Raw genomic sequence first — 25760 nt, forward strand, 5'->3', positions numbered from 1 at the left:
ATCTAATTTTAAAGTGATATTCTGGGATTTCGACGGGGTGATCAAGGAATCCGTCGGGATAAAAACCGCGGCTTATCTTGGTTTGTTTTCCGGCGCCGACGAAGCGTTGATCCGAAGAATACGTCTCCACCACGAAGAGCATGGGGGAGTTTCCCGCTTCGAGAAAATTCCATTATACTTAGAATGGGCCGGTATAAAGCCGGATGCCGACACCGTTACCGAATACTGCGATCTTTTCTCCAAAACGGTTCTTCAGGCCGTCATCGACTCTCCTTGGGTTCCGGGAGCGAAGGAATATATTTCGGCCAATTCGGGAAGGCAACGTTTCTTTCTGGTGACCGCTACTCCACAGGAAGAAATCGAGGAAATTCTGTCAAATCTAGACATCGAGAGCTATTTCGAGAACGTATTCGGGGCACCTAAGAAGAAGACGGACGCGATCCGTGAAACACTGGAATCCCGGGAGATCCTAAAATCGGATGCGTGTATGATCGGAGACAGCGAGACGGATTATACGGCGGCGAAAGGCAACGGAATCACTTTTATACTCAGAAAAACGGCGGAAAACGCAAAATTGCAGAAATTTTGCGAAGGCGAAACGCTTTCGGATTTTTTAAATGAATAAACTAGAATCGATTCGTAATATTAGGAAATTATTGAATTCTGGCGGCACTTCCGTGGGGAGTTGGATGCAAATCCCGAATGCTTCCGTCGCGGAAATCATGGGTCGAGCCGGCTATGATTGGGTAGCGGTGGATTTGGAACACGGTTCCATAGACGTCCAGCAATTGCCCGACTTGTTCCGGGCGTTGGAGTTAGGTGATACTCTCCCTTTGGTACGAGTGGCACAAGGAAGTGCTAAGGACTGTAAGAGGGCATTGGATGCGGGGGCGGGCGGAATTATCGTGCCGATGATAGAGAGTTCGGAGCAATTGGAAGAAGTGAGGGATTTGTGCTTCTGGCCTCCAGCGGGAAAAAGGGGGGTCGGTTTTTCGAGAGCGAACCTGTTCGGAAAAGATTTCGACGAATATACGGTACTGGCACAGGGTCCTCTTTTGGTTGCGATGATCGAACATTTTCATGCGGTAGATCGACTGAAGGAAATTTTGAACGTAAAAGGACTCGATGCGATTCTGATCGGACCATACGACCTTTCCGCCTCGATGGGGATTACGGCGAGATTTACCGACCCCGCCTTCAAGGAAACGATGCTTCGGATCCGAAACGAATGCCAAAGCAGGAATATCCCTTGCGGCGTTCACGTAGTGGCTCCGAGTCCAAACGAGTTACAAGATCGAATTTCGGAAGGTTACCGATTTTTGGCGTATTCCATAGATGCAGTTTTTCTTACGAATAGTGTTAATAAACCAGGGAAGGTAAAATGAATATTCTCGCGTTAATCCCCGCACGAATGGGGAGCAGCCGTTTTCCGGGCAAACCCATGGCAAAGATTTTGGGAAAACCCATGATCGGGCATGTCTTCGAGAGAGTTTCCAAAAGTCCTTTGCTTTCGCTGACCGCCGTCGCCACTTGCGACGTTGAAATAGCGGATTACGTGAAGAGCATAGGCGGCCGCGCGGTCATGACGGGCAGTCATCACGAGCGCGCCTCGGACAGGTGTGCCGAAGCGCTGGAAATTCTCGAAAGAGATGAGAACACGCGTTTCGATATAGTGGTCATGGTCCAAGGAGACGAACCGATGACCCATTCCGACATGATTCGCGAATCGGTCGAACCTTTGTTAAACGACAATACCGTACAGGTTGTGAATTTGATCTCCGAAATAGAAACGCTGGAAGAATTCGAGGATCGCAATTGTATTAAAGTGGTATGCGATTTGGCAGGGAACGCTATTTGCTTTTCAAGGGAACCGATTCCGACTAGATCGAAACAAAAAACGGTTCCCATGTTCAAGCAAGTCTGCGTCATTCCTTTTCGACGTGATTTTCTTTTCGAATATACCAAACTCGAACCGACTCCCCTGGAGATCGTAGAATCGGTGGATATGATGAGGATCTTGGAGCACGGATTAAAAGTAAAAATGGCTCCGACCAAACATAAAACGAGTGCCGTAGACACTCCGGAGGACCTCGTTCGGGTGGAAAAATTGATGAGTTCGATGGGATAAAATTCGACTCGAATTTAATAGACTCACCTTCCGAAATTCGATGGGAAAGATTAGAAAAAGTCGCTCCGAGTCCGCTAGTTCCGATTGGACCTGGGAGGAAACCAGGGAAATTTTTACGGATTGGGTCGCCGATTGGGGGAGAACTTCGGGGATCAAAGAGAAGCTTCGTTGGAAGGATTTTCCTTTGTGGTGGGTCAGCAATCTGGTTCAAAAGGATGCGTTTACCGACAACCAATGGTATGTCGAACTTCACAAAAGACTTAAATACCGGAAGTACGAACGTGTCGGGAGGGGAAGTCGCTTTCTAACGATTATTAAAATTCTTGCAAGCCTTTTCAAATATGTAGTCTGCTGGATTTATGGGAAATCTCTCCCGGATTTTTCCTACCAGGAAGACCGGTTCATATACTTCCACTCGCTGGAATCAAACCTAATTCGGTTTCAGGGTAAGATCGTTGACAGGATGTACGAGGCGGCCCCTCTGGACGACGTATATTACGGACTTCGTTCCGCCTATGCGCTGCGATTGAATTTCGCTAGAGAGGACTTATTGCGACCCTTGCAATGGAGGAAGCGGGTGCTTGGATATGTCGACCAAGCGGAACGCCCGCTTGTTTTTCTGGATCGATATCTTTCTTTGCGGGATATTTTTCACGTTCATCTTTCTCTCGTTGCGAATTACATTAAATTTTTATTTCTATTTTTGCCCTTCGCCAAAGCGGGGATTCGGATCGGATCGGCCGAAGTTTCGGACATCGTGTTCAAGGAAATTCAAAACAGTTTTTCCGCCATTATGCCTTGGAGTCTTCTTTACGCTGTCATGTTTGATCGCTGGCTGGAGGAGAGGAAGAGTACGGAAGTAATCATCAATTACGGGGAAACTTTGGCGCCTATTCGTGCCGTAAATCATATAGTGAATAGGCATATTTTTCGGCCCCTATGGATTTCGATCCAGCACGCGACGGCGTATCGACACAAGTTGGGATTGTACCACCGTCGTGCAGAATTCGAGGAAACGGCCGAAGATCGAAATTTTTCATCCGAGCCGGATTTTTACTTTATTCACGGTAAACAGTTCGAAGAAATATTAAGCGAATATTATCCGAAAGAGAGGATCAGGAAGATCGGCTGTCTAAAATACGACAGCTTATATCGATTGAAAAAGCGCATGCAACATGAGAAAGGCGGCAAACCTTCGAAAACGAAAGCGCTTTTGTTGGCTCCTTCCATCGGAGACGAAGAGATAATTTTTCGTCTATTCTCCGGATTGGGTTCTTTGGCAGGTTGGAAAGTGATTTTGTCCAAGCATCCCACCGTTTCCGAGGAGCATATCGCGAAAATATTGCTCGATAACGACGTCAAAATTCCGATCGAAGTGAATCCCGATAAAAGCACCAAGGAACTCATATACGGATCGGATCTCGTTTTAACCGGTTTTTCCGGTATAGCCTTGGAAGCGGCTTATTTAGGAGTCCCAGCGATCCGGGTGTTCGATTCGGAAAAGCCGCCTGCGGTAGAAGGGGAATCCGGCCTCGCTTACATCGAAGATCAAGTCGGACTCATGAAATTGCTGAAATCGCATGAACACGGCGGGCGAAATTCAACAGGAGCCGAAACGATTCAAAATACGATCCGAAGGTTTTTTTTCAGAATAGACGGTAAGGTTTCGCAGAGATTCTGGGAAAATTTGAGAGAGATTCTGGAAAAAGACGTTCGATTTACTCGGTTAATGAAGAAATATGCTGAATAAATTATATACCTTCTTCCGCCTCGCTTTGCACTGCGTCTGGACGGATCTCTTTTTCAGACTTAGGCAGGTCCTTTTTTTGGGCTTCGGCAACATTCTCCCGGATCTGCTCACCTTTGCGGTGCTTCGCCCATTCCTATGGAGACTCGCGGGGGTGAAAATTCCGATCTTCGGTTCCTGCGTGATCCGGAAAGACGTCTGGATCGAGTCGCCGAAAAATCTCGAGGTCGCAAGCGGAGTGCAGTTCAACAGGGACGTATACATCAGTTCCAACGCGCCTATTACGATAGAAGAAGGTGTTCGGATAGCACCTGACGTTAAGTTAATTACGATTTCGCACGACGGACAATATTTCGATAAGGACGTTCTTTTGCCGATTCATATAAAAAAGTTCAGTCATATCGGGGCAGGAGCGGTCGTTTTAGGCGGAAGTATCGTCGAAGAGGGGGTCGTTCTCGCTCCGAATGCCGTATTGCAAGGCGAGACGAAAGCTTACGGAGTGTATGTCGGAAATCCGGCGAGAATGACTTCCAAGCGCAACTTCGGAACGGATACCATATCTGCGGAGGGTTCCTCTTTATGAGAAGATTCGAGGACTTCAAGCTTGGGGAAAAAGCTTCCTTGGAGCATACGATTACGCAGGAAGATTTGGACAAATTCGTCGGACTTACAGGAGACAATAATAAGCTGCACGTCGATTCCGATTTTGCCGCGGGGACTTCGTTTAAAAAACCTGTCGTACACGGTTGGTTAGGCGCTTCCTTCATTTCCACTTTGATAGGAACGAAACTTCCCGGGGATGGGGCGTTGTGGTTTTCGCAAACCTTGGATTTCCTTCTTCCTGTTCGGATCGAAGACAGGATCAAAGTCGAGGCGGAAATCACGCAGAAGGAACCTAGGGAAAAATTCCTAGTTCTAGACGTGAAGATATTCAACCAGTACGGCCAAACGGTTACTAAAGGCATCGCCAAGGTTAAAATCATAGAGCCGGCGCTCGAGTCCGCTAGCATGGAAAATCCGGTCTTAGAAAGGAAGCGGAGAGCTGTGATTGTCGGATCTACCGGAGGAATCGGTAAGGAGACGGCGAAGACTCTTGCGGAAGCCGGTTACGATTTAATTCTGCACTATTCCAAAAATCGGGAGGCGTCCGAGGAGCTTACGAGAAGTTTGAGGCGGGAATTTCCGCTACAAAACATCTTTTCGGTTCGAGCAACCTTCAACGACGCCAATTCCATTCGGGAATTCAAGAACGAGATTTCGAGGTACTTCGATTCAATCGACGTATTGGTTTATTCCGTTTCCAGCAAGTTAGTTTTTGTTCCCTTTGAACAATCCAACGACGAGGATTTTTTGCGGCATCTAGCGGCGAATGTAACGGTTCCATATTGGATGGCGAAAGAGTTCTACGGGTTCTTCGATTCTCGTTACTCTCCTTGTATGGTGTTCATCTCTTCGATGGCCGCTGACCAACCCGTAAACGGATGGTTGGGCTATTCCACTTCTAAAGCCGGAATGAACGCTTTGGTTAAAGGACTGGCGCTCGAACTCGCTTCGGTGAAAATCAGGGTGAATGCAGTGTCGCCGGCGATGACGGAGACGGATTTGATATCCGAAGTCCCGTCCAAAGCTCGGCTTTTGATAGAGGCTAAATCTCTTAGAGGGAGATTGGCCAGACCGGCGGATGTCGCGAATGCGATCGCGTTTCTCGCTTCCCAAAAATCGGATTATATGACCGGTGAAATATTAAGAGTTACCGGCGGGCAGTTTTCAATCTAAAGCGGATATTCTCGTGCAACACCCAAAATATTCTGAATTACTTAAAATCAATCAGCAGAATTTCAAGCCGAACGAACAGGTTTATGAGTCGGTGGTGATTTCGAATGTCGTTATGGGGCAATTCAAGGACATTCTTGAATACCATTTAAGAAAGAACGATATCAATGCGGTCGTGCAGGTCGGGGAATACGACAATATATTGCAAGATGCCGTAAAATATGCCAAATTGGATTGTATATTCATTTTTTATGAAATAGCGAACTTGCTGGATCAATACCTGTTTAGCGATCCGGAAACGCTTCTGCCGTACGACGTATTAAAGGGAAAGATCAAAGGGGAATTGAGTTTTCTTTTTGAGAATTTAAGAGGAAGTAAGCTAGTCTTCCTGAATCTATTTTCGACGTTACCCTACACGTCTCACACCTTGTCTCCCGTCTTTCCGGGCGGCTTGATCGAAGAACTAAATCTTTTTCTACGCGAAAATGCGCCTCCGTCTTTTCAGCTCGTCGGCCAAGACAACATTTATGCGAAGATCGGACTCCAAGAAGCCTTTGATCTTCGGTTTTTTCTTTCCTCTAAGGCTCCGTTTAAAAACGAATATTTTCACTCTTACGCCGAGTTAGCGTTACCCGCGATTTCGGGATCTGTCGGCAAAATCAAGAAAGTCCTCGTTTTAGACTGCGATAATACGCTGTGGAAGGGGATTGTGGGAGAAGACGGAATCGACGGCATAAAAGTCTATCGTGAAATACAATCCATCATATTTCGCCAGATTAAAAAGGGGGTCCTCGTAGCTATCGTCAGCAAGAATAATCCGGAAGACGTGAGGCAAGTCTTCGAAAAACATCCGGATATGATTCTAAAAACCGAGCACGTAGTTACGTGGAAGGTGAATTGGAAAGATAAGGCTACGAATATCCTGGAACTTGCGCAAGAGCTGAATTTGGGGACCGATAGTTTCGTTTTTGTCGACGATAACGAATTCGAGATCCAACTCGTTCAGTCCAGCGTTCCTGGAGTCACTTCCATCATGGCCGCTAAGAATTATACGGATTACGTCCAGTCCATGCTCGTTTTGGATTCGATCTTTTATAAAAAAAATATCAGTAAAGAGGATCTGGATAAGGCTTCGCAATACAGGACCGAATCGCTTCGTCAGGAAGCGAAAGGAAATTTCGTAGATCTCGCGGATTACTTGAAGTCGCTTGAGTTGAAAATCGTTTCCCAAGAAGATGCCGTACCCCAGATAAATCGTATCGCTCAATTGACTCAAAAAACGAATCAATTCAACCTCACTACGAAGAGATACACCGAATCCGAGATTTCGAATATGATGGAAAGTCCGAAATGGAAGGTGTTCAGTTATCAAGTTACGGATAGATACGGAGATTACGGCTTGACCTGTGTGTCATTGATCGAACTAAAGGAGAAACAAGGATATATCGATTCTTTTCTTCTGAGCTGTCGGATTCTGGGAAGAAATTTGGAAAAGAAGATCCTGGAAGATATCGTTCTGAGACTAAAAGACATCGGGATCGATAGGATCGATGCGAGATTTATTCGCACCGAAAAGAACTCTCAAACGGAGGATTTTTACGATCAGTTCAATTTTGTTTGCCAAACCGCCGGCAACGATTCCAAAGATTATTCTCTTCTGGTCGAAAATTTTCCCAATTTAAATCTGGATTATATCGAGGTTGTCCATGCGTGAAAGAGTGATAGAAGTAATGGCGAACGTTTTTGCCGTGGAAAAAGAAGCGATTACGGAAGACGTAGCTCTCGGCAAGTTCAAAGGTTGGGACTCCTTAAGACATATGAGTCTCGTACTAGCACTTGAGGAGGAATTCGGTTTACGATTTGACGATGACGAAGTGCCGAATCTGATCAGTTTTAAATTGATTCTTCATGCTCTGGAAGCCCGAGTAGGTTAAGCTTCGAATCCCGCCGGAGTCCTTTCTTTTTCGGATATATGATCTCAGTTTTATGAAGCTTCGAATTTTTTTCCAGAGATGGGAAGGCTGGAGGGTGAGAATCCGGACGTTACTCGTAACTTGTTACGTTTTCTTTCGATACTTTCATTATTTCGAAAGATTCGGAAAAAAGACCAGATTTTTGGGGATTCCCGATTTTGATCCCGATTTGCAAGAGCCTTTGAATCTACACTTCGGCGACGGAGTGGTTGTCCATAAGGAAGTGAGTTTCCGCGGACGAGGGACTCTCCGGATCGGAAATTTTTCCAGCATTAACAGCGGAGTAATTTTTAGCTTAACCTGCGACATGACGATCGGAGATAGCTGTATGATTGCGGACAGAGTTTCTTTTCGGACCGCGGATCATGCGTTTTCCGATTTGAATGTTCCGATGCTGCTCCAAGGAGAAATGCGCGCACCTATTACCTTACAGGAAGACGTATGGATCGGCGCGAATGTCACCGTACTTCGCGGGGTTACGATCGGAAAGGGCGCGATTGTGGGAGCGAACGCGGTTGTGAACCGAGATGTCGAAGAGTATCGGATCGTCGGCGGAGTGCCGGCTAGAGAAATCGGAAACCGACATTCTAAAATAAGGGAAGGAACGGAACCGGCTTGAGGATCGGAATCTGGTGGTATCAGGAATCTTGGGGAGGAGTGGATACGCATTTACTCGCTTTGCTTTCCCATTGGCCGGGAGAAGATCAGTTCGTAATCATTCACAATGAAGACAACGAAGGACTCAAAAGAATTCGGAACGACCTCTCGGCTATTCCGAGAGTTTCCTTCCACTCCGTCAAAACAAGCAAAAGATACTTCGGTTTGTTCGGTAGAATCGTTTCCTATTTCTTTCTGCCTTTAACGTTCGCATTCCAGATTTTGCGGGGAATCTGGATTTTGAAACGGGTCGGTCGGATCGACGCTTTTCTTTGTACGAACGGGAATTACCCCGGCGCTTGGAGCGGATTGGCCGCATTACGTTCCGCTAAATTTCTAAAAATTTCCAAACGGATGCTTTTGATACATCATGAGGCCCAGCCAAGAAGAGTTTTCTTGAATACTTTCGAAAATTTGATAGATATGTCTGTACAAAAATCCGCCACGGATCTCATTTGCGTCTCTCTCGCCACTCGAAAAACCATCATTGACCGCCGTGGGTTCAATACGGAAATGAATCCTATCCGAGTCATTCACAACGGGATTTTATTCGGCGAAGTCGCTTACGATAAAAAAGTCGATCTACGCAAAACATTCAATATTCCTAAAACGGAATTTCTTATCGGAATTTTGGGCCGGATAGAAAGATATAAAGGACACGAGGATCTGATTCTAGGATTGTCCGAACTTCACGATTCCGAAAAAAGAAAGATTCGTTTAATGTTCGTAGGATCGGGGGAAGAGATCGAATTGGGTCGGCTGACAAATTTGGCCATCGCGTCCGGTATCCAAGACAGGATTACGTTTTGCGGTTATATTCCGGGAAATCCGACGTCAATCGTCGCGCAACTAGATCTGCTGGCCATGTTGACCAAGGATTTCGAAGGATTCGGGTATACGATCGCGGAAGCTATGTCTGCGGGCACTCCCGTTCTTGCCACTAGAGTGGGAGCGGTCGAAGAGTTCGTTTCGGACGAATTCGCAAAATTGGTTCCTCCGGAGTCTCCGTCTTCCATCGCAGACGCCTTATCCGAGTTTCTTAAGAATCGGAAAAGTTTCTTACATCGGGCGAAGAAGTCTAAAAATCATATTCGCTCCTTTTCCGCCGAGATGATGGCGAAGCGGTTTCATCGATTATTAACGACCTAGAGGAAAAAATGAAACTGAATTTAGGGGCGGGTTCTGACGTGATCGAAGGTTGGGTAAACCACGATATCGCCGAATTACCGGGAATTTCCGTTGTGCACGATCTCAATATTCGACCTTGGCCTTGGAAGGACGGAAGCGTGGACGAGATAAAAGCGTACGACGTTTTGGAACATCTCGATCATTTTCTGGTTTCCATGGAGGAGATTTGGAGAATCCTTTCTCCCAAGGGAAGATTGTCGCTTAGCGTACCTTACTATAATAGCTGGTGCGCCGCCGCGGATCCTACGCATAAACGCGGATTTCACGAATTAACATTCCAATTCTTCGATCCGGATTCGGTGTACTGTAAGGAGCGCCCTTATTATACTAAGGCGCGTTTTAGAATCGTAAAGGAAACTTTTGTTCTTTCTCCGTTTAGTCCTTATCTATCCGTTCCCGGTCTGTCCGAACGTCAAGTCAGCGGAAAGTATAAGAAAAAGATAATCGGACTTATCGGAAATTATTTTATAAGCAATTTGATTTTGGATCTTCGGTATGTCTTGGAAAAGTGCTAAGGAAGCCGGAATCGAAAAGATAAACCGAGTGTTCGGGTAGATAACAAGCAGGTAGAGATGAAAGCTGTGATACTTTGCGGGGGGTTGGGGACTCGTCTCAGCGAAGAGACGACGGTAAAGCCTAAACCGATGGTTGAAATAGGAGGAAGACCTATTTTATGGCACGTAATGAAAATATATGAGAGATACGGTATCAATGATTTCGTACTCGCTCTCGGCTATAAAGGAGAGGTAATTAAGGATTATTTTTTGAATTATCATGCAAGAATGAGCGATCTGACGGTCCAGCTTAAGACCGGTTCCGTGCAATATTCCAATCCGACTGCGGAAGATTGGAAGGTAACCTTAATGGAGACGGGGCCGAATACCTTGACCGGCGGAAGGCTTCTTCGCCTCAAAAATCTATTGGAAAAAGAAGGTACGTTTCTACTTACCTACGGCGACGGAGTCTCCAACGTCGACATATCGTCATTGATTCGATTCCACAAATCGCATGGGAAAATCGCAACGGTAACAGCGGTTCGTCCTCCCGCAAGATTCGGGGGTATGGGAATTCAGGCAGGAGCGGTGAAGGAATTTAAGGAAAAGCCGCAGACGGGCGAGGGTTGGATCAACGGCGGTTTTTTCGTTTTCGAATCCAAGATCTTCAACTATCTTGCCGATGATTCCACGATTCTGGAACAGGAGCCGCTTGAGAATCTGGTAAAGGACGATCAACTAATGGCCTACGAGCATACTGGCTATTGGCAGTGTATGGATACGGTTCGTGATAGGGATACTTTACAGAATCTTTATGTTTCCGGTCGAGCACCTTGGGTTTGATAGAATCAGCTAAATCACTTTGGATCATAGAATGAAAATTTTAATCACTGGCAATTTGGGTTATATAGGCCCGGTATTGGTCGAACATTTACGAAAGGAAAAATCCGATTTACAGTTGGCGGGTTTTGATACCGGGTTTTTTACTACCAACCTGATTCGGAATGAAATTCTTCCCGAGATTGCGATGGACATCCAATATTTCGGAGACGTAAGGAAATTTCCGGAGGAAATTCTGAAAGGTGTGCATTCGATTGTTTATCTCTCCGCAATTTCCAACGATCCTATGGGTAAGGAATTCGAAGCTGTCACGGAAAGTATTAACGCGCGATGCGCCGTAGATTTGGCGAAAATTGCGAAGAGAAACGGCGTAACGCACTTTGTCTTTGCTTCTAGCTGTAGCGTATACGGGTTTGCCGAAGGGGGCGCCAAAGACGAAGACTCGGCTTTGAATCCGTTAACCGCTTATGCACGTTCGAAAATCGAAGCGGAAAATCTCTTACAGGAATTGGCGGACCAAAAGTTTATCATTACCGCTCACAGATTCGCCACCGCCTGCGGTTTCAGTCCCCGTTTAAGGTTGGATTTAGTTCTGAACGATTTTGTAGCCAGCGCCTGCACCGCCAAACGGATCAATATATTAAGTGACGGAACGCCTTGGAGACCATTGATTCACGTAAAAGATATGGCCAAAGCGATAGAATGGTCGATATCACGGCCTTATTCTAACGGTGGCGCTTTTCTATCCGTAAATACGGGAGCTAATTCTTGGAACTTTCAAGTAAAGGATCTTGCGGTTGAGGTTGCGAAAATTATCGGAAATGTCGATGTTTCGATCAATAGTAGTGCTCCACCTGACAATCGATCTTATCGAGTGAATTTCGATAAATTTTCCACCTTAGCGCCGCAATTCGTCCCGCAAATGGATTTGGCCAAAACGATCGAAGAAATTTACGCTGGTCTTCGAGAGGCGAACTTTACGGATTCTGATTTTAGAAATTCAACATTCATGAGATTGAACAAATTGAAACAACTAAAAAGCTCCGGGTTGGTGGATGAACATCTTTATTGGAGGAGGCATACTTGAAGTTTAATGAAACACCTTTGAAAGGCGCATATACGATCGATTTGGAAAAGAAAGGAGACGACCGAGGATTTTTTGCAAGAATGTTTTGTGCCAACGAGTTCCAAGAATTGGGATTGGATTTTTCGGTCGTGCAAGTCAATAATTCTTTAAGCGACTTGAAAGGGACCTTGAGAGGAATGCATTATCAGTTGGAACCGTACGCAGAAAGTAAAATCGTGCGGTGTATTAAAGGATCTTTATACGATATAATCCTGGATCTACGCAAAGATTCCCTTACATTCGGAAAATGGTTCGGAGCGGAGTTGAGCGAGGAAAATCGAAAAATGATGTTCGTTCCGAAAGGGTTTGCTCACGGTTTTATCACTCTTCGTGATGGTGTAGAGGCAATTTATTTCGTGACGAATTTCTATAATCAGGAAGCTGAGAGGGGAGTTCGTTGGAACGATAAAAGATTCGGAATAGAATGGCCGCTGGAACCGAAGGTCTTATCCGAGAAAGACAAGCTCTGGCCTGACTTCGACCCTACGATTCATTTAAAGTAAGAAATCGCCCGAAAAGATACAAAATTCGAGGAATCAAAGGCTTTAAAAATAAATATGTCGAACGATAAAAAATCGAAATTAATCCGTCTCTCCAAATCATGTTTGAGCGAGAGCGAAAAGAGAGCCGTTATACGGGTGCTGGATCACGAATTCTTGGGAATGGGCGCCGAAGTTAAGGAATTTGAAGATCGGTTGAGCGACTATTTTCAAAGACCTGCGGTCTGTGTAGTGAACGGAACAGCGGCGCTTCATTTGGCCGTGCAAGCTTGTCAAATCGGCCCCGGTGATGAGGTATTAGTTCCGTCATTGACGTATGTCGCCTCATATCAGGCGATATCTGCCACGGGAGCTTGTCCTGTTTCATGCGAAGTTGATCCGGAAGATTGTCTCTTGGATCTTTCCGACGCTGCTAGGCGAATTTCTTCCAAAACAAAAGCGGTTATGCCGGTGCATTATTCCGGCGGAGTCGGAAACTTGGAAGCGGTCTACAAATTCGCCGAACAACATGGGTTACGCGTAATCGAAGATGCTGCTCACGCGTTCGGTACGGTTCATAAAGGAAAAAGGATCGGATCATACGGGGATATCGTTTGTTTCAGTTTTGACGGAATCAAAAATATCACCAGCGGAGAAGGCGGCTGTGTAGTAACGAGTGATGAGGCGATTTTAACTCGGATCCGAGATGCGCGTCTTTTAGGAGTGGAGAAGGATAGCGATAAACGTTTTGCCGGACAGAGAAGCTGGGAGTTCGACGTCGGTGCCCAAGGTTGGCGATATCATATGAGCAATATCATGGCAGCCATCGGTATCGAGCAATTGAAGAGATTTCCAGAGTTCTCAACGAAAAGGAAAGAACTAGCGAAATTATACGATTCCTTATTAAAGAATGCTAAAAGAATCAAGACTTTAAATAGAGATTATGATTCGGTTGTGCCTCATATTTATCCGATTCGTATCGGCGACTTACCGGACCGGGAGGCTTTAAGAAAAAGATTACTCGATTACGGAATACAGACCGGCTTGCATTATCAACCCAATCATCAATTAAGTTTTTATGCTTCGGGTTCTGCTCCTGCTCTACCGGTGACCGAAAAAATATACTCCGAGCTTCTGACTCTTCCTCTTCATCCGGATTTGGATGAAGAGGATGTTCGATACGTATCCGAGATGCTTATCAAAGAGTTGAATCATGTCGGCTAACGGAAGGGGCACAAAAGAGGCTCCCTTCGTCAGCGTTATAATGAATTGTTATAATAGCGAGCAATATCTTAGGGAAGCGATAGATTCCGTTTATGCGCAAACGTATCAGAATTGGGAAATTATTTTTTGGGATAACGCTTCCACGGATTCTAGCGCAGCAATCGCGAAAAGCTACGATTCTCGGCTTAAATACCATTCGGGAACTGAAACCGTGCCATTGGGAGCCGCCCGGAACAAAGCGATCGAGAAAGCTTCCGGCGAATTGATCGCTTTTCTGGATTGCGACGATCTTTGGTATCCGGAGAAATTAGAAAAGCAAGTTCCCTTATTCAAAGATACCGAAGTATCGTTAGTTTACTGCGATACTCTGTTCTTTAATTCGAACGGTTACCGAAAGCGTTTGTATTCCGGAACAAAGGCTTATACCGGGTATTGTTTTTCCAGATTGTTATCTCGTTATTTTTTATCAATGGAAACGATTATCCTCCGGAAAGAATCCTTGAAGAACCTGGATTATTGGTTCGACGAGCGTTTTAATATGATAGAGGAAGCGGACTTGTTCAGACGGGTCGCAATGACTGGCAAGTTGGCTATGGTTGACGAAGTTCTATCGATGTGGAGAATACATTCCAACAGTTGGACTTGGAAAAAGACCGAACTCGTTTGGATTGAAACTCGAATGATGCTGGAAACATACGGAAGAAAGTATGAAGACTTTTTCAAACGTTACGCGAAAGAGGTCGAAATTTTGACGGAAGGAATCGTAAGGGAAGAGGCGGTCTTTTTAATCAAAAACGGCGACATCGAAAAAGCACGGCAAAAACTGAAAGCCAACCATTCCTCGTTTAAAAACAGACTACTCTACTTTTCACTTCTCTTGCCGGAATCTTGGCGGATATCTTTGTTAAGGTTAAAAGGAAAGATTCTTTAATCCGCTTTAACATGCAGTTACTCTTGCACAAGAATGCGAAATATCGCCCGGATATCGACGGATTACGGGCGGTCGCAGTCTTACTTGTAGTCGGATTTCATGCATTTCCGGAATACGTTTCCGGCGGATTTATCGGCGTCGATGTCTTTTTTGTAATATCCGGATTTTTAATTTCTGGTATTATTTTCGATCAGTTGAATGAAGAAAGATTCAGTTTAAAGGATTTTTACTCGAGACGAATCAACCGTCTTTTCCCCGCATTGATAGTCGTACTGGTCTGTTGTGGCATTTTCGGATGGTTTATTCTTCTGCCTGCCGAATATAAGAATTTAGGAAAGCATACATTTGGGGGATCTTTCTTTTTATCAAATATTTTCTTATGGCGGGAAGCCGGATATTTTGATAGCGGTTCTTCCGAGAAGCCTTTATTGCATCTTTGGTCTTTGGGAATCGAAGAACAATTTTACATTTTATGGCCGTTCTTATTGATGTTCGTTTGGAAAAAGTCTAAACGCAAACTGGAATTGATTGTTGCCCTTTTTTTGATCTCTTTTTTGTTCGAGATAGGCATTACAAAAAGTCATCCGGTCGCCGCATTTTATTCTCCTCTTGCACGTTTTTGGGAGTTGTTTCTTGGAGCGGTATTGGCGGCCGCTATTAGAAGCGATGCCTATAAACATTGGATTATTTCCCCTCGATTTCTGTCTTTGATCGGATTGGGGTTGATTTTTTCTTCTGCATTTTTACTGAACGAAAAAAGTGTGTTTCCCGGTTGGCGGGCTATATTTCCTTCTTTAGGAGCCGTTTTCGTTATTTCCGATTTGAATCGATCGTGGTTGAATAGGAATATATTGTCGAATAAGATGTTCGTATTTATCGGTTTGATAAGTTTTCCCATATATCTCTGGCACTGGCCAATATTATCTTTTGTGCATATATTAGAGGGACAAACTCCGACAATTTTAGTTAGAACGATCTGTGTGTTTTTAAGCCTATTTTTCGCCGTACTGACGTATCGGTATATCGAATCGCCGCTGCGTATCGACAGACGTTTCACTGTACCTTTGATTTGTGTGATGATCGTTCTGGGAGGATTCGGTTTTTATACGTTTCGAGTCTCAGGGTTAGCGTTGGGAAAAAAGGAAATAGGAGCTGTCCGGGAAATTGCGGCGGCGATCGGAGATCGGGATTATCCACAAACTTCCGAAGAAGGAAAGTTGCAGCTGAATTCCCTTTCGGGGAGATCGGAAGCCGCAGTCTTATTTCTCGGCGATAGTCATATGGAACATTATTGGCCGCGTTTGAAGGAAATTTATTCTTCATCGAAGCCGATTTTAAGTTCAACGTTTGCTACCTGTAATAGTTGTCCTTTCTTACCTAATTCTAGAATCTCGGGCGAAGGTACGGATTGCGGTCGCATTTACAATGAAAGTATTAAGATGGCCCGAGAATCGAAATATGTTAAAATAGCGTTCAGTTCTTATTGGGACGGTTACGAGAAGGAGTTTGTCAATAGTGAATCGATTCGGGCCTTTGGTGAGGACATTCGATCTCTGGTGAAAATGAATAAGGACGTTTACGTTCTTCTCTCTAGCCCTGCGGACAGCCACCTAGATCCGAAACTCTTAATAAATCCTCGTTACGATTGGTTATTCGGTCGTGGAAAAATATCCGATAAAGCCGATCCGATCGACAAAACCCGTTTGATCTCTAAAAACTCTTCGATTAGCAAGGATTTAGCGGAGGTAATAGAGCGTAATGGAGGGACAGTTATCGACCCGTTCGAATATTTCTGCTCGAAGGATGTCTGTCCTAAATTGGACGGAGAGTTGCCGATTTATTCGGATAGCCACCATTTGCGTCCATTTTTTGTGATTCAAAAAGCGATCTTTTTGGACGAAATCGTTTTGAGTGGGGGAAGGTAGCTTCCTTCTGATCAATTTTTAAAATATATTTAACGAATGTCATTACCCCGCTATTTATTTGCGAATTCGTATTACATGTTCCGTTTTGCGAATTTTTTGTTTCAACCTTTGCTTTCGGGAGGATCGGCTCAGCTTCGTGTTCTGATCTGTCACGACGTTCCTCCGAATCATCTCGAACGATTCGAATCCACGCTGAAACGGCTCGCAAAAAGTTGGGAATTCATAAGCCCGGAAGATTTTTCCGCCATGATCGACGGGCGAGTTCCTATAGTCGGTAGGAAACTTCTGCTCACTTTCGACGACGGTTTCTCTTCCAATCGGATCGTCGCCGAGTCCGTTCTGGATTCGATGGGAATCAAGGCTCTCTTTTTTATCGTATCCGATTTCGTAGGTCTGACGGATGCTTCGGAAATTAAGAGATTTATCGCCGAAAAAATCCATCCGGGACTCCTTCCGGATCGAATTCCGGATTCTTGGTCCAATATGGGATGGAAGGATCTTGAATTCCTCCTTAAAAAAGGGCATACCATCGGAGCACATACCAGGAACCATGCACGTCTCACTATGATCGAAGACGAAGCGAAATTAATGGAGGAAATCGTTGGTTCGGGAGATAGATTGTCCAGGGAGCTCGGAACTCGTATCGACCACTTCGCTTATACTTTTGGAGATATAGATAGTTTTAACGAAAGAGCTCTGGAGATTTCCAGGAAAAGATACAAGTACGTCTACTCTGGTCTGAGAGGTAATAATTTAAACGTAAAACCTTGGGCGATTTATCGGGATGCGATGTCTCCGAACGATCCTCCGAATCTGATCGGCGCCTTTTTGGAAGGGGGAGCCGATTTGATATATCGTGGAAAAATGAGGAAATATTTAAGTTGGGGCGGCGCCTAAACTTGACGATCGCTCCTTTGCCTTCGTTTAAAATCCTTTTTCGATCCCTTTTCGGTTTCGTTAGAAAGGCCGAACTTGCTAAACCCTGGCTTAGAGAAGGGGAGTCTGGCATTTGGTTTTCCCGATCCGCTTGGTCCTTGGCTGCGATTGCCCTTTATCGGAGATCGCTGGCACAAAAACGTGAGATCATAATCTGGCTTCCGGATTATTTCTGTAATTCTTCCCTGATTCCGCTCCGCTATCTCGGTGCGGAATTCGTTTTTTATCCGGTCACGGAGAATCGGGAGCCGGATTTTTCCGTTTGCAGGCAATGGGTCAAAGAGAAGCGGATGGATCTGTTTCTTCTCGCTCATTATTTCGGAAAGCCTAACAATGCTACGGCCGCGAGTGAACTGTGTCAAGGACGGAATGCATGGTTGATCGAGGACGCAGCCCACCTCTTGGCGCCGATCAGAGGGATAGGGGAAAAAGGGGACTTCGTTCTCTATAGCCCGCATAAACATCTTCCGATTGCAAACGGGGCAGTTTTAGTTTTTAGAAATAAAGGACCTTCTAAATTATCTTTTTCTAAGGAAGAAATCAATTCGATCGGAAAACTTTGTTCCGATTCCTTCGCGAAATTTGGTTACGAGAAAAGCTTCACTCTGGTTTGGTTATGTAAGAGGATCCTGCAAAAGATCGGATTTCGAAGTTCCAGGCGGGACCTTTCTCCTTTCCTGCAGGATATTTCCGCCGCCGGGATGGTTTCTCCGCAAGTAAGCGGGTTGTCTCTTAGAATCCTGAAGCGTATTATCCCCGCGCTTGCAGAAATCGCTCGTACAAGGAAACGAAATGCGATCGTCTGGAATACCGTCTTAAATCGAGAGGAAAGTTTTACGGAAAAAGAATTCACGAATTCCGAATGGATTCCGTACTTATTCGAAAAACGCTTCGCGAATTCTTCCGATGCGGAAAAAGCGTACGCGCATTGGAATTCTAAAAACGTTCCGGTGGGTTCATGGCCTGACTTGCCTCCGGAAATCCGCGATTGTGACGCCGAGCATTTGCATGCGATTGCCATCCGCGAGAACACGTTGTATTTTCCTGTCCACCAGAGCGTTCGTGTTTCGGAAATCGCGGAATATGAAACTAGAGAAGAACAAAACGGATCGAACGCGGAAAGAACGACCTTACTTTGGGACCAAGAACGCGAGAAATCCTGGGAGAACCTTCTAAAATCCACGGATCAATCCAACCTTCTGCAGACTTGGTCTTACGGAGAAGCGAAGAAAAACGCGGAGGGTTGGAACGTAAGGAGGGGAGTCTTCTATTCCCGAAGAAGGTTTGTTGCCTTAGTGCAGGTTCTTGAAAAAAGATTGTTCGGTCTGTTGACAATTTATCGAATCAATAGAGGCCCTTTATTTGCACAGGGGGTTTCGGAAGACGTTCGACGCGAGGTCTTCGAACATATCTCGGAACTGGGCTCCTGGAAAAAGGGAAGACTGCTCTTTATGAATCCGGAGCTGGACGCGAGCGGCAACGCCTTTTTACTTTTGAACCGTTACGGATTTTCCGAAAAGTCGGGATTCCCTTGGACCTCCGCATGGATAGATCTGACTCAGGATGCGGCCGTCCTACGATCGCGACTAGATGGGAAATGGAGAAATATGTTGAATTTCTCCGAAAAAGCCGGATTGACTCTCGAAGTCGGAACGGGAGAAGACGAGACTTTGTTTCGTTGGCTGATCGACCGTTACGAAATGTTGATGAAAGAAAAGGGGTTTTCCGGGATTGGAGTTCCGCTTCTGATTCTGTTAAACGAACAAATGAGAGGGGAGAATTCTCCGATCATTTTTAGGGCATTTTGCGAAGGGGAAGCCGTCGCCTCGATTTGCGTAATTCCTCACGGATTATCGGCCACCTATCTCATCGGTTGGAACGGACCGGTAGGTAGAAACCTGAAGGCGAACCAATTCCTTCTGTGGAACGCCATCCTTCATCTCAAACAGAGAAATTACGATCGATTTGATCTCGGCGGAATCGATTCCGAAAATACCCGGGGAATAGCGGAATTTAAACTCGGATTGAACGGGAAAAAATACGAATTGGCCGGGGAATTCCTGAAATTTTAGAATATTGGAATATTTATAGGAACGGAGATAGATGATTATAGGAGTAGACGCTTCGAATATTCGGGGCGGCGGAGGTGTGACTCATCTGGTCGAGCTGCTGAAGGCCGCCGATCCGAAATCGAAAGGTATAGAAAAAGTGTGTCTCTGGGCCGGTGGGAATACTCTATCCGCCGTGGAAAATCGTCCTTGGTTATCCAAAATAAGCCACGAGTATCTGGATCGATCCCTATTTCACAGGATTTACTGGCAGAAATTTCTATTAAGCGAATTGGCTCGGAAAGAAGGATGCGATATCCTATTCGTTCCCGGGGGGACTTTTTCGGGAAAATTTCGACCGTTCGTATCTATGAGTCAGAACCTATTGCCCTTCGAACCGAAGGAAATGGGAAGATACGGAATTTCTAAAACTTCCTTCAGATTACTCCTGTTGTACTTCACCCAAAGTTCCGCATTTAGAAGAGCGGACGGAAATATATTCTTAACGGACTTCGCCCGTTCCCGTGTCCTGCGAAAAGTTCCCCTTTTGTTGGAAAAAACGAAAGTGGTGAATCACGGCATCAACCCCAAATTCTTTTCCAAGCCGTCCGTCCAAAGAAACATTTCCGATTTCGACGGATCCAAACCTTTCGAGATCCTGTATGTTTCGTTTGTCGGTGAATATAAGCACCAGTGGAACGTGGTGGAGGCGGTCCGGATCTTAAAGGAAAAAGGGTTTCCAGTACGATTGACTCTCATCGGATCCCCCGACGAACCGAAGGCGGTTTCAAAGCTGCGTAAATCGATTGAAAAAGCCGACCCGGAAAAGAAATATATACTTTATTTGGATAAAGTAACGTACTCGGAAATACAGCGTTATTATCAGAAAACGAATTTGTTTGCCTTTGCCTCTTCGTGCGAAACTTTCGGACAGATCGTGACCGAGGCTATGGCCTCCGGGTGCCCGATCGCATGTTCGGAAATGTCGGCCATGCCGGAGATTTTAGGCGATGCTGGGCTTTATTTTAATCCGTTGGATCCGATTTCGATCGAGAGAGTTTTGGAGCGAATGATATTATCCGAAGAATTGCGCCGGGATTTGGCTAAAATAGCGTTCGAACGCGCGGGCACTTTTTCGTGGAAGAAAGCCGCGGATGAAACTTTCGATTTTTTGGTCAAAATTCGGAGAGAGTTTACTGCATGAAACGGGAAATCAGTTTCGAGGATCTTGTGGAAAGAATCCAAGGTTCGTTGTCAGATAACAAGGACAAGTTGCGGAAACAATTCGCGAATTCGATAAACGAAGTCGGGGTTAGATACTGCGCTTTGGACGGATTGCTTCCGAAAGAATGGACGGAGAGCATCTATAGGAATTTTCCGGCCAACGAGAACATGCGGTTTATGAGCAGCTTCCGGGAGAGAAAATATACCTCCAAGAACTTTGACCGATTTCACCCGTTGTTAAGAGACATTACTTTTGCCATTCAGGACCCTAAAGTGATCGAAGTCGTGGAGTCCATCACCGGAATTAAGGGGCAAAAAGCGGATCCTTCCCTTTATGCAGGGGGCTTGAGCGCGATGGATCGGGGAAATTTCCTGAATCCGCATATAGACAATTCTCACGAAATGACCAGGAAAATGTACCGAACGTTGAACCTTCTCTTTTACGTCACCCCCGATTGGAGCCTGGAAAAAGGCGGAAATCTTGAACTTTGGGACGAATCGGTTCTTAGGAATCTGACGATAGAGAGTAAGTTTAACCGTCTGGCGATCATGGAAACGAATCCCTGGTCCTGGCATTCCGTGAGCCCCGTCGTCGCGGACGAAGGAAGAAGATGCTGCGTTTCCAATTATTACTTCTCGGAAATTTCTCCTATCGGAAAGGAATACTTTAACGTGACGAGCTTTAACGGCAGGCCGGGGCAACCGTTCCGGAGGGCATTGTCCTATGTGGACGGGCGGTTCAGGAATTTCGTCAGACTTCTCCTTCCTCGCGGGTTGGGTAAAAAAGACATTTATACCGGATCTGGCTTAAAAAGATAGGGGTCGGATCTTTAGATGCGAATTTTGGTTTTAGGTGCGTCGGGAATGCTGGGAAACGCTCTCTTCCGAATTCTGTCCGACGGAACTGGTTGGACGGTATACGGAACGGTTCGTAATTCCGATATATTACGTTATTTTAATTCTGATGAAAGAGCACGGATCATCCAAACCGCGGACGTTTTGAATCAAGACGAATTGAGCGGAATCTTTGCCAGAATAAAACCCGACTTAGTTGTCAACTGTATAGGAATCATCAAGCAGCAGGAAGCCTCCAAAGATCCTCTGGTCGCTCTTCCGGTTAATGCGATGTTCCCGCATCGATTGTCGCTATTATGCGAATTGATCGGAGCCAGGTTGATATTGATCAGCACCGACTGCGTTTTTAACGGCAAGAAAGGCATGTACGTCGAATCGGATATTCCGGACGCGGAGGATTTGTACGGGAAGTCGAAAGAGATCGGCGAGGTCGTCGATAAACCGCACGTTTTTACGATAAGAACTTCGATCGTCGGTCACGAGCTGAATTCGAACCACTCGCTCGTAAATTGGTTTTTATCGCAGGAGCGAGAAGTAAAAGGTTATACGAGTGCGATTTTTTCCGGATTGCCCACCTGTGAGCTCGCCGAAATCATCAGGGATTTCATCGTTCCCAAAAAGGAATTGAACGGTTTGTATCACATTTCCTCCGATCCGATATCGAAACATGATTTATTAATTTTAGTTAATAGAATATACAAAAAGAATATTCGGATCGTTCCCAGCGAGGAAGTGAGAATCGACAGATCATTGGACTCGAAAAAATTCAGGGAATCGGTTTCGTTTCATCCCGACGATTGGGAATTATTGGTTTTAAGAATGAAGAATTATCACGATAAATACTTGGATGCTGCCCGTGTTTGACAACAAAACCTTAATGATTACAGGCGGTACCGGATCTTTCGGGAATACCGTGTTGAAAAGATTTCTGAAAACCAACGTCCGCGAGATTCGGATTTTCAGCAGGGACGAAAAGAAACAGGAAGATATGCGAATCGCTTTGTCCAACGATAAGGTGAAATTTTATATCGGCGATGTGCGTGAATTCGATAGTATTCATCAGGCTACGATCGGCGTCGACTATATCTTTCACGCAGCGGCCTTGAAACAGGTTCCTTCCTGCGAATTCTACCCTATGGAAGCGATCAAGACGAACGTGATCGGTACCGAAAATGTTTTAAACGCGGCGATCGCAAACGGCGTTCATAGGGTCGTGGTATTAAGCACAGACAAAGCGGTTTATCCGATAAACGCGATGGGAATATCTAAGGCTATGGCGGAAAAACTCTTAGTAGCTAAATCTAGAACGGTGAGAGAAGGTGGGACAGTCCTCTGTGCGACCAGATACGGAAACGTTATGGCTTCCCGCGGATCGGTGATCCCGCTCTTCGTGGAACAGATAAAAAAAGGGGGAGCGTTGACGGTGACGGATCCGAACATGACTCGCTTCCTCATGTCTTTAGAGGATTCCGTCGATCTCGTTCTTCACGCTTTCGAACACGCGAAGCAGGGAGATATATTCATTCAAAAAGCTCCCGCGTCCACTGTGGAAGATCTTGCTAAAGCGCTTCTGGCGATTTTCAAGGCTCAAAATTCGATCAAGGTCATCGGTACTAGGCACGGCGAGAAACTGTACGAGTCCTTGGTGTCCCGAGAGGAGATGGCAAAGGCCGAGGATATGGGACGCTACTATCGGATTCCGGCGGACAATCGGGATCTAAACTACAATAAGTATTTCGTGGAAGGGGAGCAGAAGGTGTCTCAGCTCGACGATTATACTTCGCATAATACCCATCGTCTAGGGACTCCCGAGGTTCAGGAACTTCTGCTGAAATTGGATTATATCAGAGAAAATCTACATGCTTAAAGTCATGACGATCGTCGGGACTCGCCCGGAATTGATCAAAATGAGCAGAGTGATCGCAGAACTCGATCGAAACTTTACGCATATATTCGTACATTCCGGTCAGAACTACGATTACGAGTTGAATCAGGTTTTCTTCGACGAGATGGAAATCCGTAAACCGGACTATTTTTTGAACGCAGCTGGCGAATCGGTATCTGCTACCATCGCGCAGATTATCGTGAAAGCGGACGAAGTCTTCGAAATCGAAAAGCCGGACGCGTTATTACTATACGGAGATACGAACACTTGTCTTTCGGTGATTCCTGCTAAGCGAAGGAAGATCCCTATCTTTCATATGGAAGCGGGGAATCGTTGCTTCGATCAGCGAGTGCCGGAGGAATTAAATCGGAAGATCGTGGATCACCTGAGCGATATAAACCTCGTATTAACCGAACATGCGAGGCGCTATCTTTTGGACGAGGGAATTCGTCCGGAAACCGTAATCAAGACCGGCTCCCACATGGAGGAAGTGCTTTTCTATTACAAAGATAAGATCGAAACCTCCGATATTCTTCGAAATCTAAAATTAGAGACTGGAAAGTTCTTCTTAGTCAGCGCCCATAGGGAAGAAAACGTCGACACTCCGGAAAATCTGCGGAGTCTATTAGATTCGTTGAATGCGATCTGCGATAAATACTCTTTTCCTGTCGTGGTGTCCACGCATCCTCGGACTAAGAAAAAATTGGAGAATTTGGAAGGACATAAAATCGATTCTCGAGTCGTGTTTCTGAAGCCGTTCGGATTTTTCGATTATGTTAAACTGCAAATCTCCGCCTTCTGTATCTTGTCGGATAGCGGAACCATAACGGAAGAAGCCTCGTTATTGAACCTTCCTGCGATAACCGTTAGAAACGCGCACGAGCGACCGGAAGGCATGGATGAAGGGACTTTGATTATGAGCGGTCTGTCCAAGAAGGGCATTCTTGAATCGATCCAAATCGTGACCAAAAGATTCGCGACGGAAAAACGGGAAAGCAAGATCGTCCGAGATTATTTGGGAGGGTCCGTGTCCCAGAAAGTAGTCTCCATCGTGCAAAGTTATACGCATTATATCAATCGGACGGTTTGGAAAAAAACGAATCCGGAATGAATGAAAATCTGTATAGTTATAGACGATTATCTTCCTGAAAGCATCAAAGTGGCCGCGAAAATGATGCACGATCTCGCAGTCGAGTTTCGTTCCCGTAATCATCAGGTTACCGTGATCACGCCCGGGATAGGTTTTCGCGAGGCTCATACTTCGCAAATCGTGGACGGAGTTAACGTCCTGAAATTCTCTTCGGGAGAGATCAAAAACGTTTCCAAAATAAAACGACTAATAAACGAATTGCTTCTTTCTCGAAGAGCTTGGCTCTCCCTCGAAAAATTCTTTTCGGAAAATAAGCACGATTGCATTATCTATTATTCCCCTTCCATATTCTGGTCCGGTTTGATCTTTAAACTGAAGCGCTTGTGGGGAGTCCCTTCCTATCTGATCCTGAGGGACCTTTTTCCTCAATGGGTAATCGACAGCGGAATTATAGGAAAGAATTCTCCCCTGGCTTTCTTTTTCCGTTATTTCGAAAAATTGAATTATAAGGCTGCGGATAGGATCGGAATTCAATCTCCGGAAAATCTGAAATGGTTCGCTTCAAATCGTCCTTCCTTTAAGAATGCGCATGTTCTCTTCAATTGGGCCTCGATCCGCCAGGTAAAAAAATCGACGGGTAAGTATAGGAAACAGCTCGGAATCGAGGACAAGATCGTTTATTTTTACGGGGGGAATATAGGGCAGGCGCAAGATATGATGAATCTGATTCGCTTAGCAAAGAGAATGAAGATTCATGCGGAAGTGCATTTCGTTTTAGTCGGCGCGGGAGACGAGGTCGATCTGGTACGCAAGGCGATCCAGGTAGAGAATTTGCATAACGTTTCTCTTTTGGACCCTGTTTCTCAGGCTGAGTATGAGGAGATGCTTGCGGAGTTCGACGTAGGTTTGTTTACGTTAAACCCGTTGCACAAGACCCATAATTTTCCCGGAAAAATTCTGGGTTATATGGCGCAGGAGAAACCGATTCTCGGCTCAATCAACAAAGGAAACGATTTGGAAGGGATTGTCCACGATGCGAATGCAGGTTTGATATCCCTATCCGGGGACGACGACAAATTCTACGAGAATGCGCGATCGCTTTTGGATAGACGATATAGAATGGAACTGGGGAAAAAAGGTAGAGAGTTATTGGATTCCACCTTTTCCACCGGGTCTGCGGCCGACAAGATCTTGAACTCCCTGAACGGAGCTACCGCTCTTATTTGAAATTGGAAAT

Annotated in this window: 25 protein-coding genes; all 25 read left to right on the top strand. The window is 45.5% G+C overall.

Translation table 11 applies throughout. From position 1 onward, the window contains the following. The first annotated feature begins 13 nt into the window (after positions 1-13). The 25 genes from EHO61_RS12705 (at position 14) to EHO61_RS12825 (ending at position 25750) form a co-directional block, all read left to right on the top strand. Positions 14-625, top strand: coding sequence for an HAD family hydrolase (locus tag EHO61_RS12705; RefSeq protein WP_167884871.1), 612 nt, complete (start codon positions 14-16; stop codon positions 623-625). Further along, entirely contained in the window at positions 618-1385 is a 768-nt protein-coding gene (locus EHO61_RS12710; RefSeq protein WP_135813956.1) for an HpcH/HpaI aldolase family protein, read from the top strand. The genes EHO61_RS12705 and EHO61_RS12710 overlap by 8 nt, the downstream gene beginning before the upstream one ends. Continuing rightward, positions 1382-2128, top strand: a complete 747-nt coding sequence (gene kdsB, locus EHO61_RS12715) for a 3-deoxy-manno-octulosonate cytidylyltransferase (protein WP_135813957.1) — start codon at positions 1382-1384, stop codon at positions 2126-2128. The genes EHO61_RS12710 and kdsB overlap by 4 nt, the downstream gene beginning before the upstream one ends. A gap of 40 nt (positions 2129-2168) precedes the next feature. Next, positions 2169-3878 carry a glycosyltransferase family protein gene (locus EHO61_RS12720; RefSeq protein ID WP_135813958.1) on the top strand — a complete coding sequence of 570 codons (1710 nt, stop codon included), beginning with the start codon at positions 2169-2171 and terminating at the stop codon, positions 3876-3878. After that, a complete protein-coding gene (locus EHO61_RS12725) occupies positions 3868-4458 on the top strand; it encodes an acyltransferase (RefSeq protein ID WP_135813959.1) in 591 nt (196 codons plus the stop codon). The genes EHO61_RS12720 and EHO61_RS12725 overlap by 11 nt, the downstream gene beginning before the upstream one ends. Further along, positions 4455-5651, top strand: coding sequence for an SDR family oxidoreductase (locus EHO61_RS12730; protein ID WP_135813960.1), 1197 nt, complete (start codon positions 4455-4457; stop codon positions 5649-5651). The genes EHO61_RS12725 and EHO61_RS12730 overlap by 4 nt, the downstream gene beginning before the upstream one ends. A gap of 13 nt (positions 5652-5664) precedes the next feature. Beyond that, on the top strand, positions 5665-7362 hold the full coding sequence (locus EHO61_RS12735) for an HAD-IIIC family phosphatase (RefSeq protein ID WP_135813961.1): 1698 nt from the start codon (positions 5665-5667) through the stop codon (positions 7360-7362). After that, positions 7355-7582 carry an acyl carrier protein gene (locus tag EHO61_RS12740; RefSeq protein ID WP_135813962.1) on the top strand — a complete coding sequence of 76 codons (228 nt, stop codon included), beginning with the start codon at positions 7355-7357 and terminating at the stop codon, positions 7580-7582. The genes EHO61_RS12735 and EHO61_RS12740 overlap by 8 nt, the downstream gene beginning before the upstream one ends. A gap of 52 nt (positions 7583-7634) precedes the next feature. Beyond that, positions 7635-8240, top strand: coding sequence for an acyltransferase (locus tag EHO61_RS17305; RefSeq protein ID WP_210415339.1), 606 nt, complete (start codon positions 7635-7637; stop codon positions 8238-8240). Continuing rightward, positions 8237-9427, top strand: coding sequence for a glycosyltransferase family 4 protein (locus tag EHO61_RS12750; RefSeq protein WP_135813963.1), 1191 nt, complete (start codon positions 8237-8239; stop codon positions 9425-9427). The genes EHO61_RS17305 and EHO61_RS12750 overlap by 4 nt, the downstream gene beginning before the upstream one ends. Before the next feature lie 8 nt (positions 9428-9435). Then, a complete protein-coding gene (locus EHO61_RS12755) occupies positions 9436-9981 on the top strand; it encodes a class I SAM-dependent methyltransferase (protein ID WP_135813964.1) in 546 nt (181 codons plus the stop codon). A 57-nt stretch (positions 9982-10038) separates the two neighbouring features. Further along, complete coding sequence (rfbF, locus tag EHO61_RS12760; protein ID WP_135813965.1) at positions 10039-10803, top strand: glucose-1-phosphate cytidylyltransferase; 765 nt, start codon at positions 10039-10041, stop codon at positions 10801-10803. 31 nt (positions 10804-10834) lie between these two features. After that, a complete protein-coding gene (locus EHO61_RS12765) occupies positions 10835-11887 on the top strand; it encodes an NAD-dependent epimerase/dehydratase family protein (protein WP_135813966.1) in 1053 nt (350 codons plus the stop codon). Continuing rightward, complete coding sequence (gene rfbC / locus EHO61_RS12770) at positions 11884-12429, top strand: dTDP-4-dehydrorhamnose 3,5-epimerase (protein WP_135813967.1); 546 nt, start codon at positions 11884-11886, stop codon at positions 12427-12429. The genes EHO61_RS12765 and rfbC overlap by 4 nt, the downstream gene beginning before the upstream one ends. 102 nt (positions 12430-12531) lie before the next feature. Next, the gene (locus EHO61_RS12775; RefSeq protein ID WP_246032123.1) at positions 12532-13629 is read left to right on the top strand and encodes a DegT/DnrJ/EryC1/StrS family aminotransferase; all 1098 of its coding nucleotides are present in this window, start codon (positions 12532-12534) and stop codon (positions 13627-13629) included. Further along, positions 13619-14560, top strand: coding sequence for a glycosyltransferase family 2 protein (locus EHO61_RS12780; RefSeq protein WP_135813969.1), 942 nt, complete (start codon positions 13619-13621; stop codon positions 14558-14560). Before EHO61_RS12775 ends, EHO61_RS12780 begins: the two co-directional genes overlap by 11 nt. Before the next feature lie 11 nt (positions 14561-14571). Further along, the gene (locus EHO61_RS12785) at positions 14572-16485 is read left to right on the top strand and encodes an acyltransferase family protein (RefSeq protein ID WP_135813970.1); all 1914 of its coding nucleotides are present in this window, start codon (positions 14572-14574) and stop codon (positions 16483-16485) included. A gap of 36 nt (positions 16486-16521) precedes the next feature. Then, positions 16522-17382, top strand: coding sequence for a polysaccharide deacetylase family protein (locus EHO61_RS12790; protein ID WP_246032124.1), 861 nt, complete (start codon positions 16522-16524; stop codon positions 17380-17382). Then, positions 17367-19493 (top strand): lipid II:glycine glycyltransferase FemX, encoded by a 2127-nt coding sequence (locus tag EHO61_RS12795; protein ID WP_167884872.1) that lies wholly within the window; start codon positions 17367-17369, stop codon positions 19491-19493. The genes EHO61_RS12790 and EHO61_RS12795 overlap by 16 nt, the downstream gene beginning before the upstream one ends. A 31-nt stretch (positions 19494-19524) precedes the next feature. Next, on the top strand, positions 19525-20673 hold the full coding sequence (locus EHO61_RS12800; RefSeq protein WP_135813972.1) for a glycosyltransferase family 4 protein: 1149 nt from the start codon (positions 19525-19527) through the stop codon (positions 20671-20673). Continuing rightward, positions 20670-21512 carry a 2OG-Fe(II) oxygenase gene (locus tag EHO61_RS12805; RefSeq protein WP_135813973.1) on the top strand — a complete coding sequence of 281 codons (843 nt, stop codon included), beginning with the start codon at positions 20670-20672 and terminating at the stop codon, positions 21510-21512. The genes EHO61_RS12800 and EHO61_RS12805 overlap by 4 nt, the downstream gene beginning before the upstream one ends. A 15-nt stretch (positions 21513-21527) precedes the next feature. Beyond that, complete coding sequence (locus EHO61_RS12810) at positions 21528-22412, top strand: dTDP-4-dehydrorhamnose reductase family protein (RefSeq protein WP_135813974.1); 885 nt, start codon at positions 21528-21530, stop codon at positions 22410-22412. Beyond that, on the top strand, positions 22405-23415 hold the full coding sequence (locus EHO61_RS12815; RefSeq protein ID WP_135814223.1) for a nucleoside-diphosphate sugar epimerase/dehydratase: 1011 nt from the start codon (positions 22405-22407) through the stop codon (positions 23413-23415). Before EHO61_RS12810 ends, EHO61_RS12815 begins: the two co-directional genes overlap by 8 nt. Beyond that, positions 23408-24544: a non-hydrolyzing UDP-N-acetylglucosamine 2-epimerase gene (gene wecB, locus EHO61_RS12820; protein WP_135813975.1), complete on the top strand. Its 1137-nt coding sequence runs from the start codon at positions 23408-23410 to the stop codon at positions 24542-24544. Before EHO61_RS12815 ends, wecB begins: the two co-directional genes overlap by 8 nt. Next, positions 24545-25750 carry a glycosyltransferase family 4 protein gene (locus EHO61_RS12825; RefSeq protein WP_135813976.1) on the top strand — a complete coding sequence of 402 codons (1206 nt, stop codon included), beginning with the start codon at positions 24545-24547 and terminating at the stop codon, positions 25748-25750. Positions 25751-25760: the final 10 nt, after the last annotated feature.

The sequence above is a fragment of the Leptospira fluminis genome (genome assembly GCF_004771275.1).
Lineage (GTDB): Bacteria > Spirochaetota > Leptospiria > Leptospirales > Leptospiraceae > Leptospira_B > Leptospira_B fluminis.

What these genes read in the sequence shown, in the direction of transcription:
- EHO61_RS12710 (WP_135813956.1), top strand. Translation starts at nt 618, where the DNA reads ATGAATAAACTAGAATCGATTCGTAATATTAGGAAATTATTGAATTCT.
- EHO61_RS12800 (WP_135813972.1), top strand. Translation starts at nt 19,525, where the DNA reads ATGATTATAGGAGTAGACGCTTCGAATATTCGGGGCGGCGGAGGTGTG.
- EHO61_RS12765 (WP_135813966.1), top strand. Translation starts at nt 10,835, where the DNA reads ATGAAAATTTTAATCACTGGCAATTTGGGTTATATAGGCCCGGTATTG.
- EHO61_RS12730 (WP_135813960.1), top strand. Translation starts at nt 4,455, where the DNA reads ATGAGAAGATTCGAGGACTTCAAGCTTGGGGAAAAAGCTTCCTTGGAG.
- EHO61_RS12790 (WP_246032124.1), top strand. Translation starts at nt 16,522, where the DNA reads ATGTCATTACCCCGCTATTTATTTGCGAATTCGTATTACATGTTCCGT.
- EHO61_RS12785 (WP_135813970.1), top strand. Translation starts at nt 14,572, where the DNA reads ATGCAGTTACTCTTGCACAAGAATGCGAAATATCGCCCGGATATCGAC.
- EHO61_RS12720 (WP_135813958.1), top strand. Translation starts at nt 2,169, where the DNA reads ATGGGAAAGATTAGAAAAAGTCGCTCCGAGTCCGCTAGTTCCGATTGG.
- EHO61_RS12810 (WP_135813974.1), top strand. Translation starts at nt 21,528, where the DNA reads ATGCGAATTTTGGTTTTAGGTGCGTCGGGAATGCTGGGAAACGCTCTC.
- EHO61_RS12725 (WP_135813959.1), top strand. Translation starts at nt 3,868, where the DNA reads ATGCTGAATAAATTATATACCTTCTTCCGCCTCGCTTTGCACTGCGTC.
- EHO61_RS12740 (WP_135813962.1), top strand. Translation starts at nt 7,355, where the DNA reads ATGCGTGAAAGAGTGATAGAAGTAATGGCGAACGTTTTTGCCGTGGAA.
- EHO61_RS17305 (WP_210415339.1), top strand. Translation starts at nt 7,635, where the DNA reads ATGAAGCTTCGAATTTTTTTCCAGAGATGGGAAGGCTGGAGGGTGAGA.
- rfbF (WP_135813965.1), top strand. Translation starts at nt 10,039, where the DNA reads ATGAAAGCTGTGATACTTTGCGGGGGGTTGGGGACTCGTCTCAGCGAA.
- EHO61_RS12780 (WP_135813969.1), top strand. Translation starts at nt 13,619, where the DNA reads ATGTCGGCTAACGGAAGGGGCACAAAAGAGGCTCCCTTCGTCAGCGTT.
- EHO61_RS12825 (WP_135813976.1), top strand. Translation starts at nt 24,545, where the DNA reads ATGAAAATCTGTATAGTTATAGACGATTATCTTCCTGAAAGCATCAAA.
- EHO61_RS12805 (WP_135813973.1), top strand. Translation starts at nt 20,670, where the DNA reads ATGAAACGGGAAATCAGTTTCGAGGATCTTGTGGAAAGAATCCAAGGT.
- wecB (WP_135813975.1), top strand. Translation starts at nt 23,408, where the DNA reads ATGCTTAAAGTCATGACGATCGTCGGGACTCGCCCGGAATTGATCAAA.
- EHO61_RS12755 (WP_135813964.1), top strand. Translation starts at nt 9,436, where the DNA reads ATGAAACTGAATTTAGGGGCGGGTTCTGACGTGATCGAAGGTTGGGTA.
- kdsB (WP_135813957.1), top strand. Translation starts at nt 1,382, where the DNA reads ATGAATATTCTCGCGTTAATCCCCGCACGAATGGGGAGCAGCCGTTTT.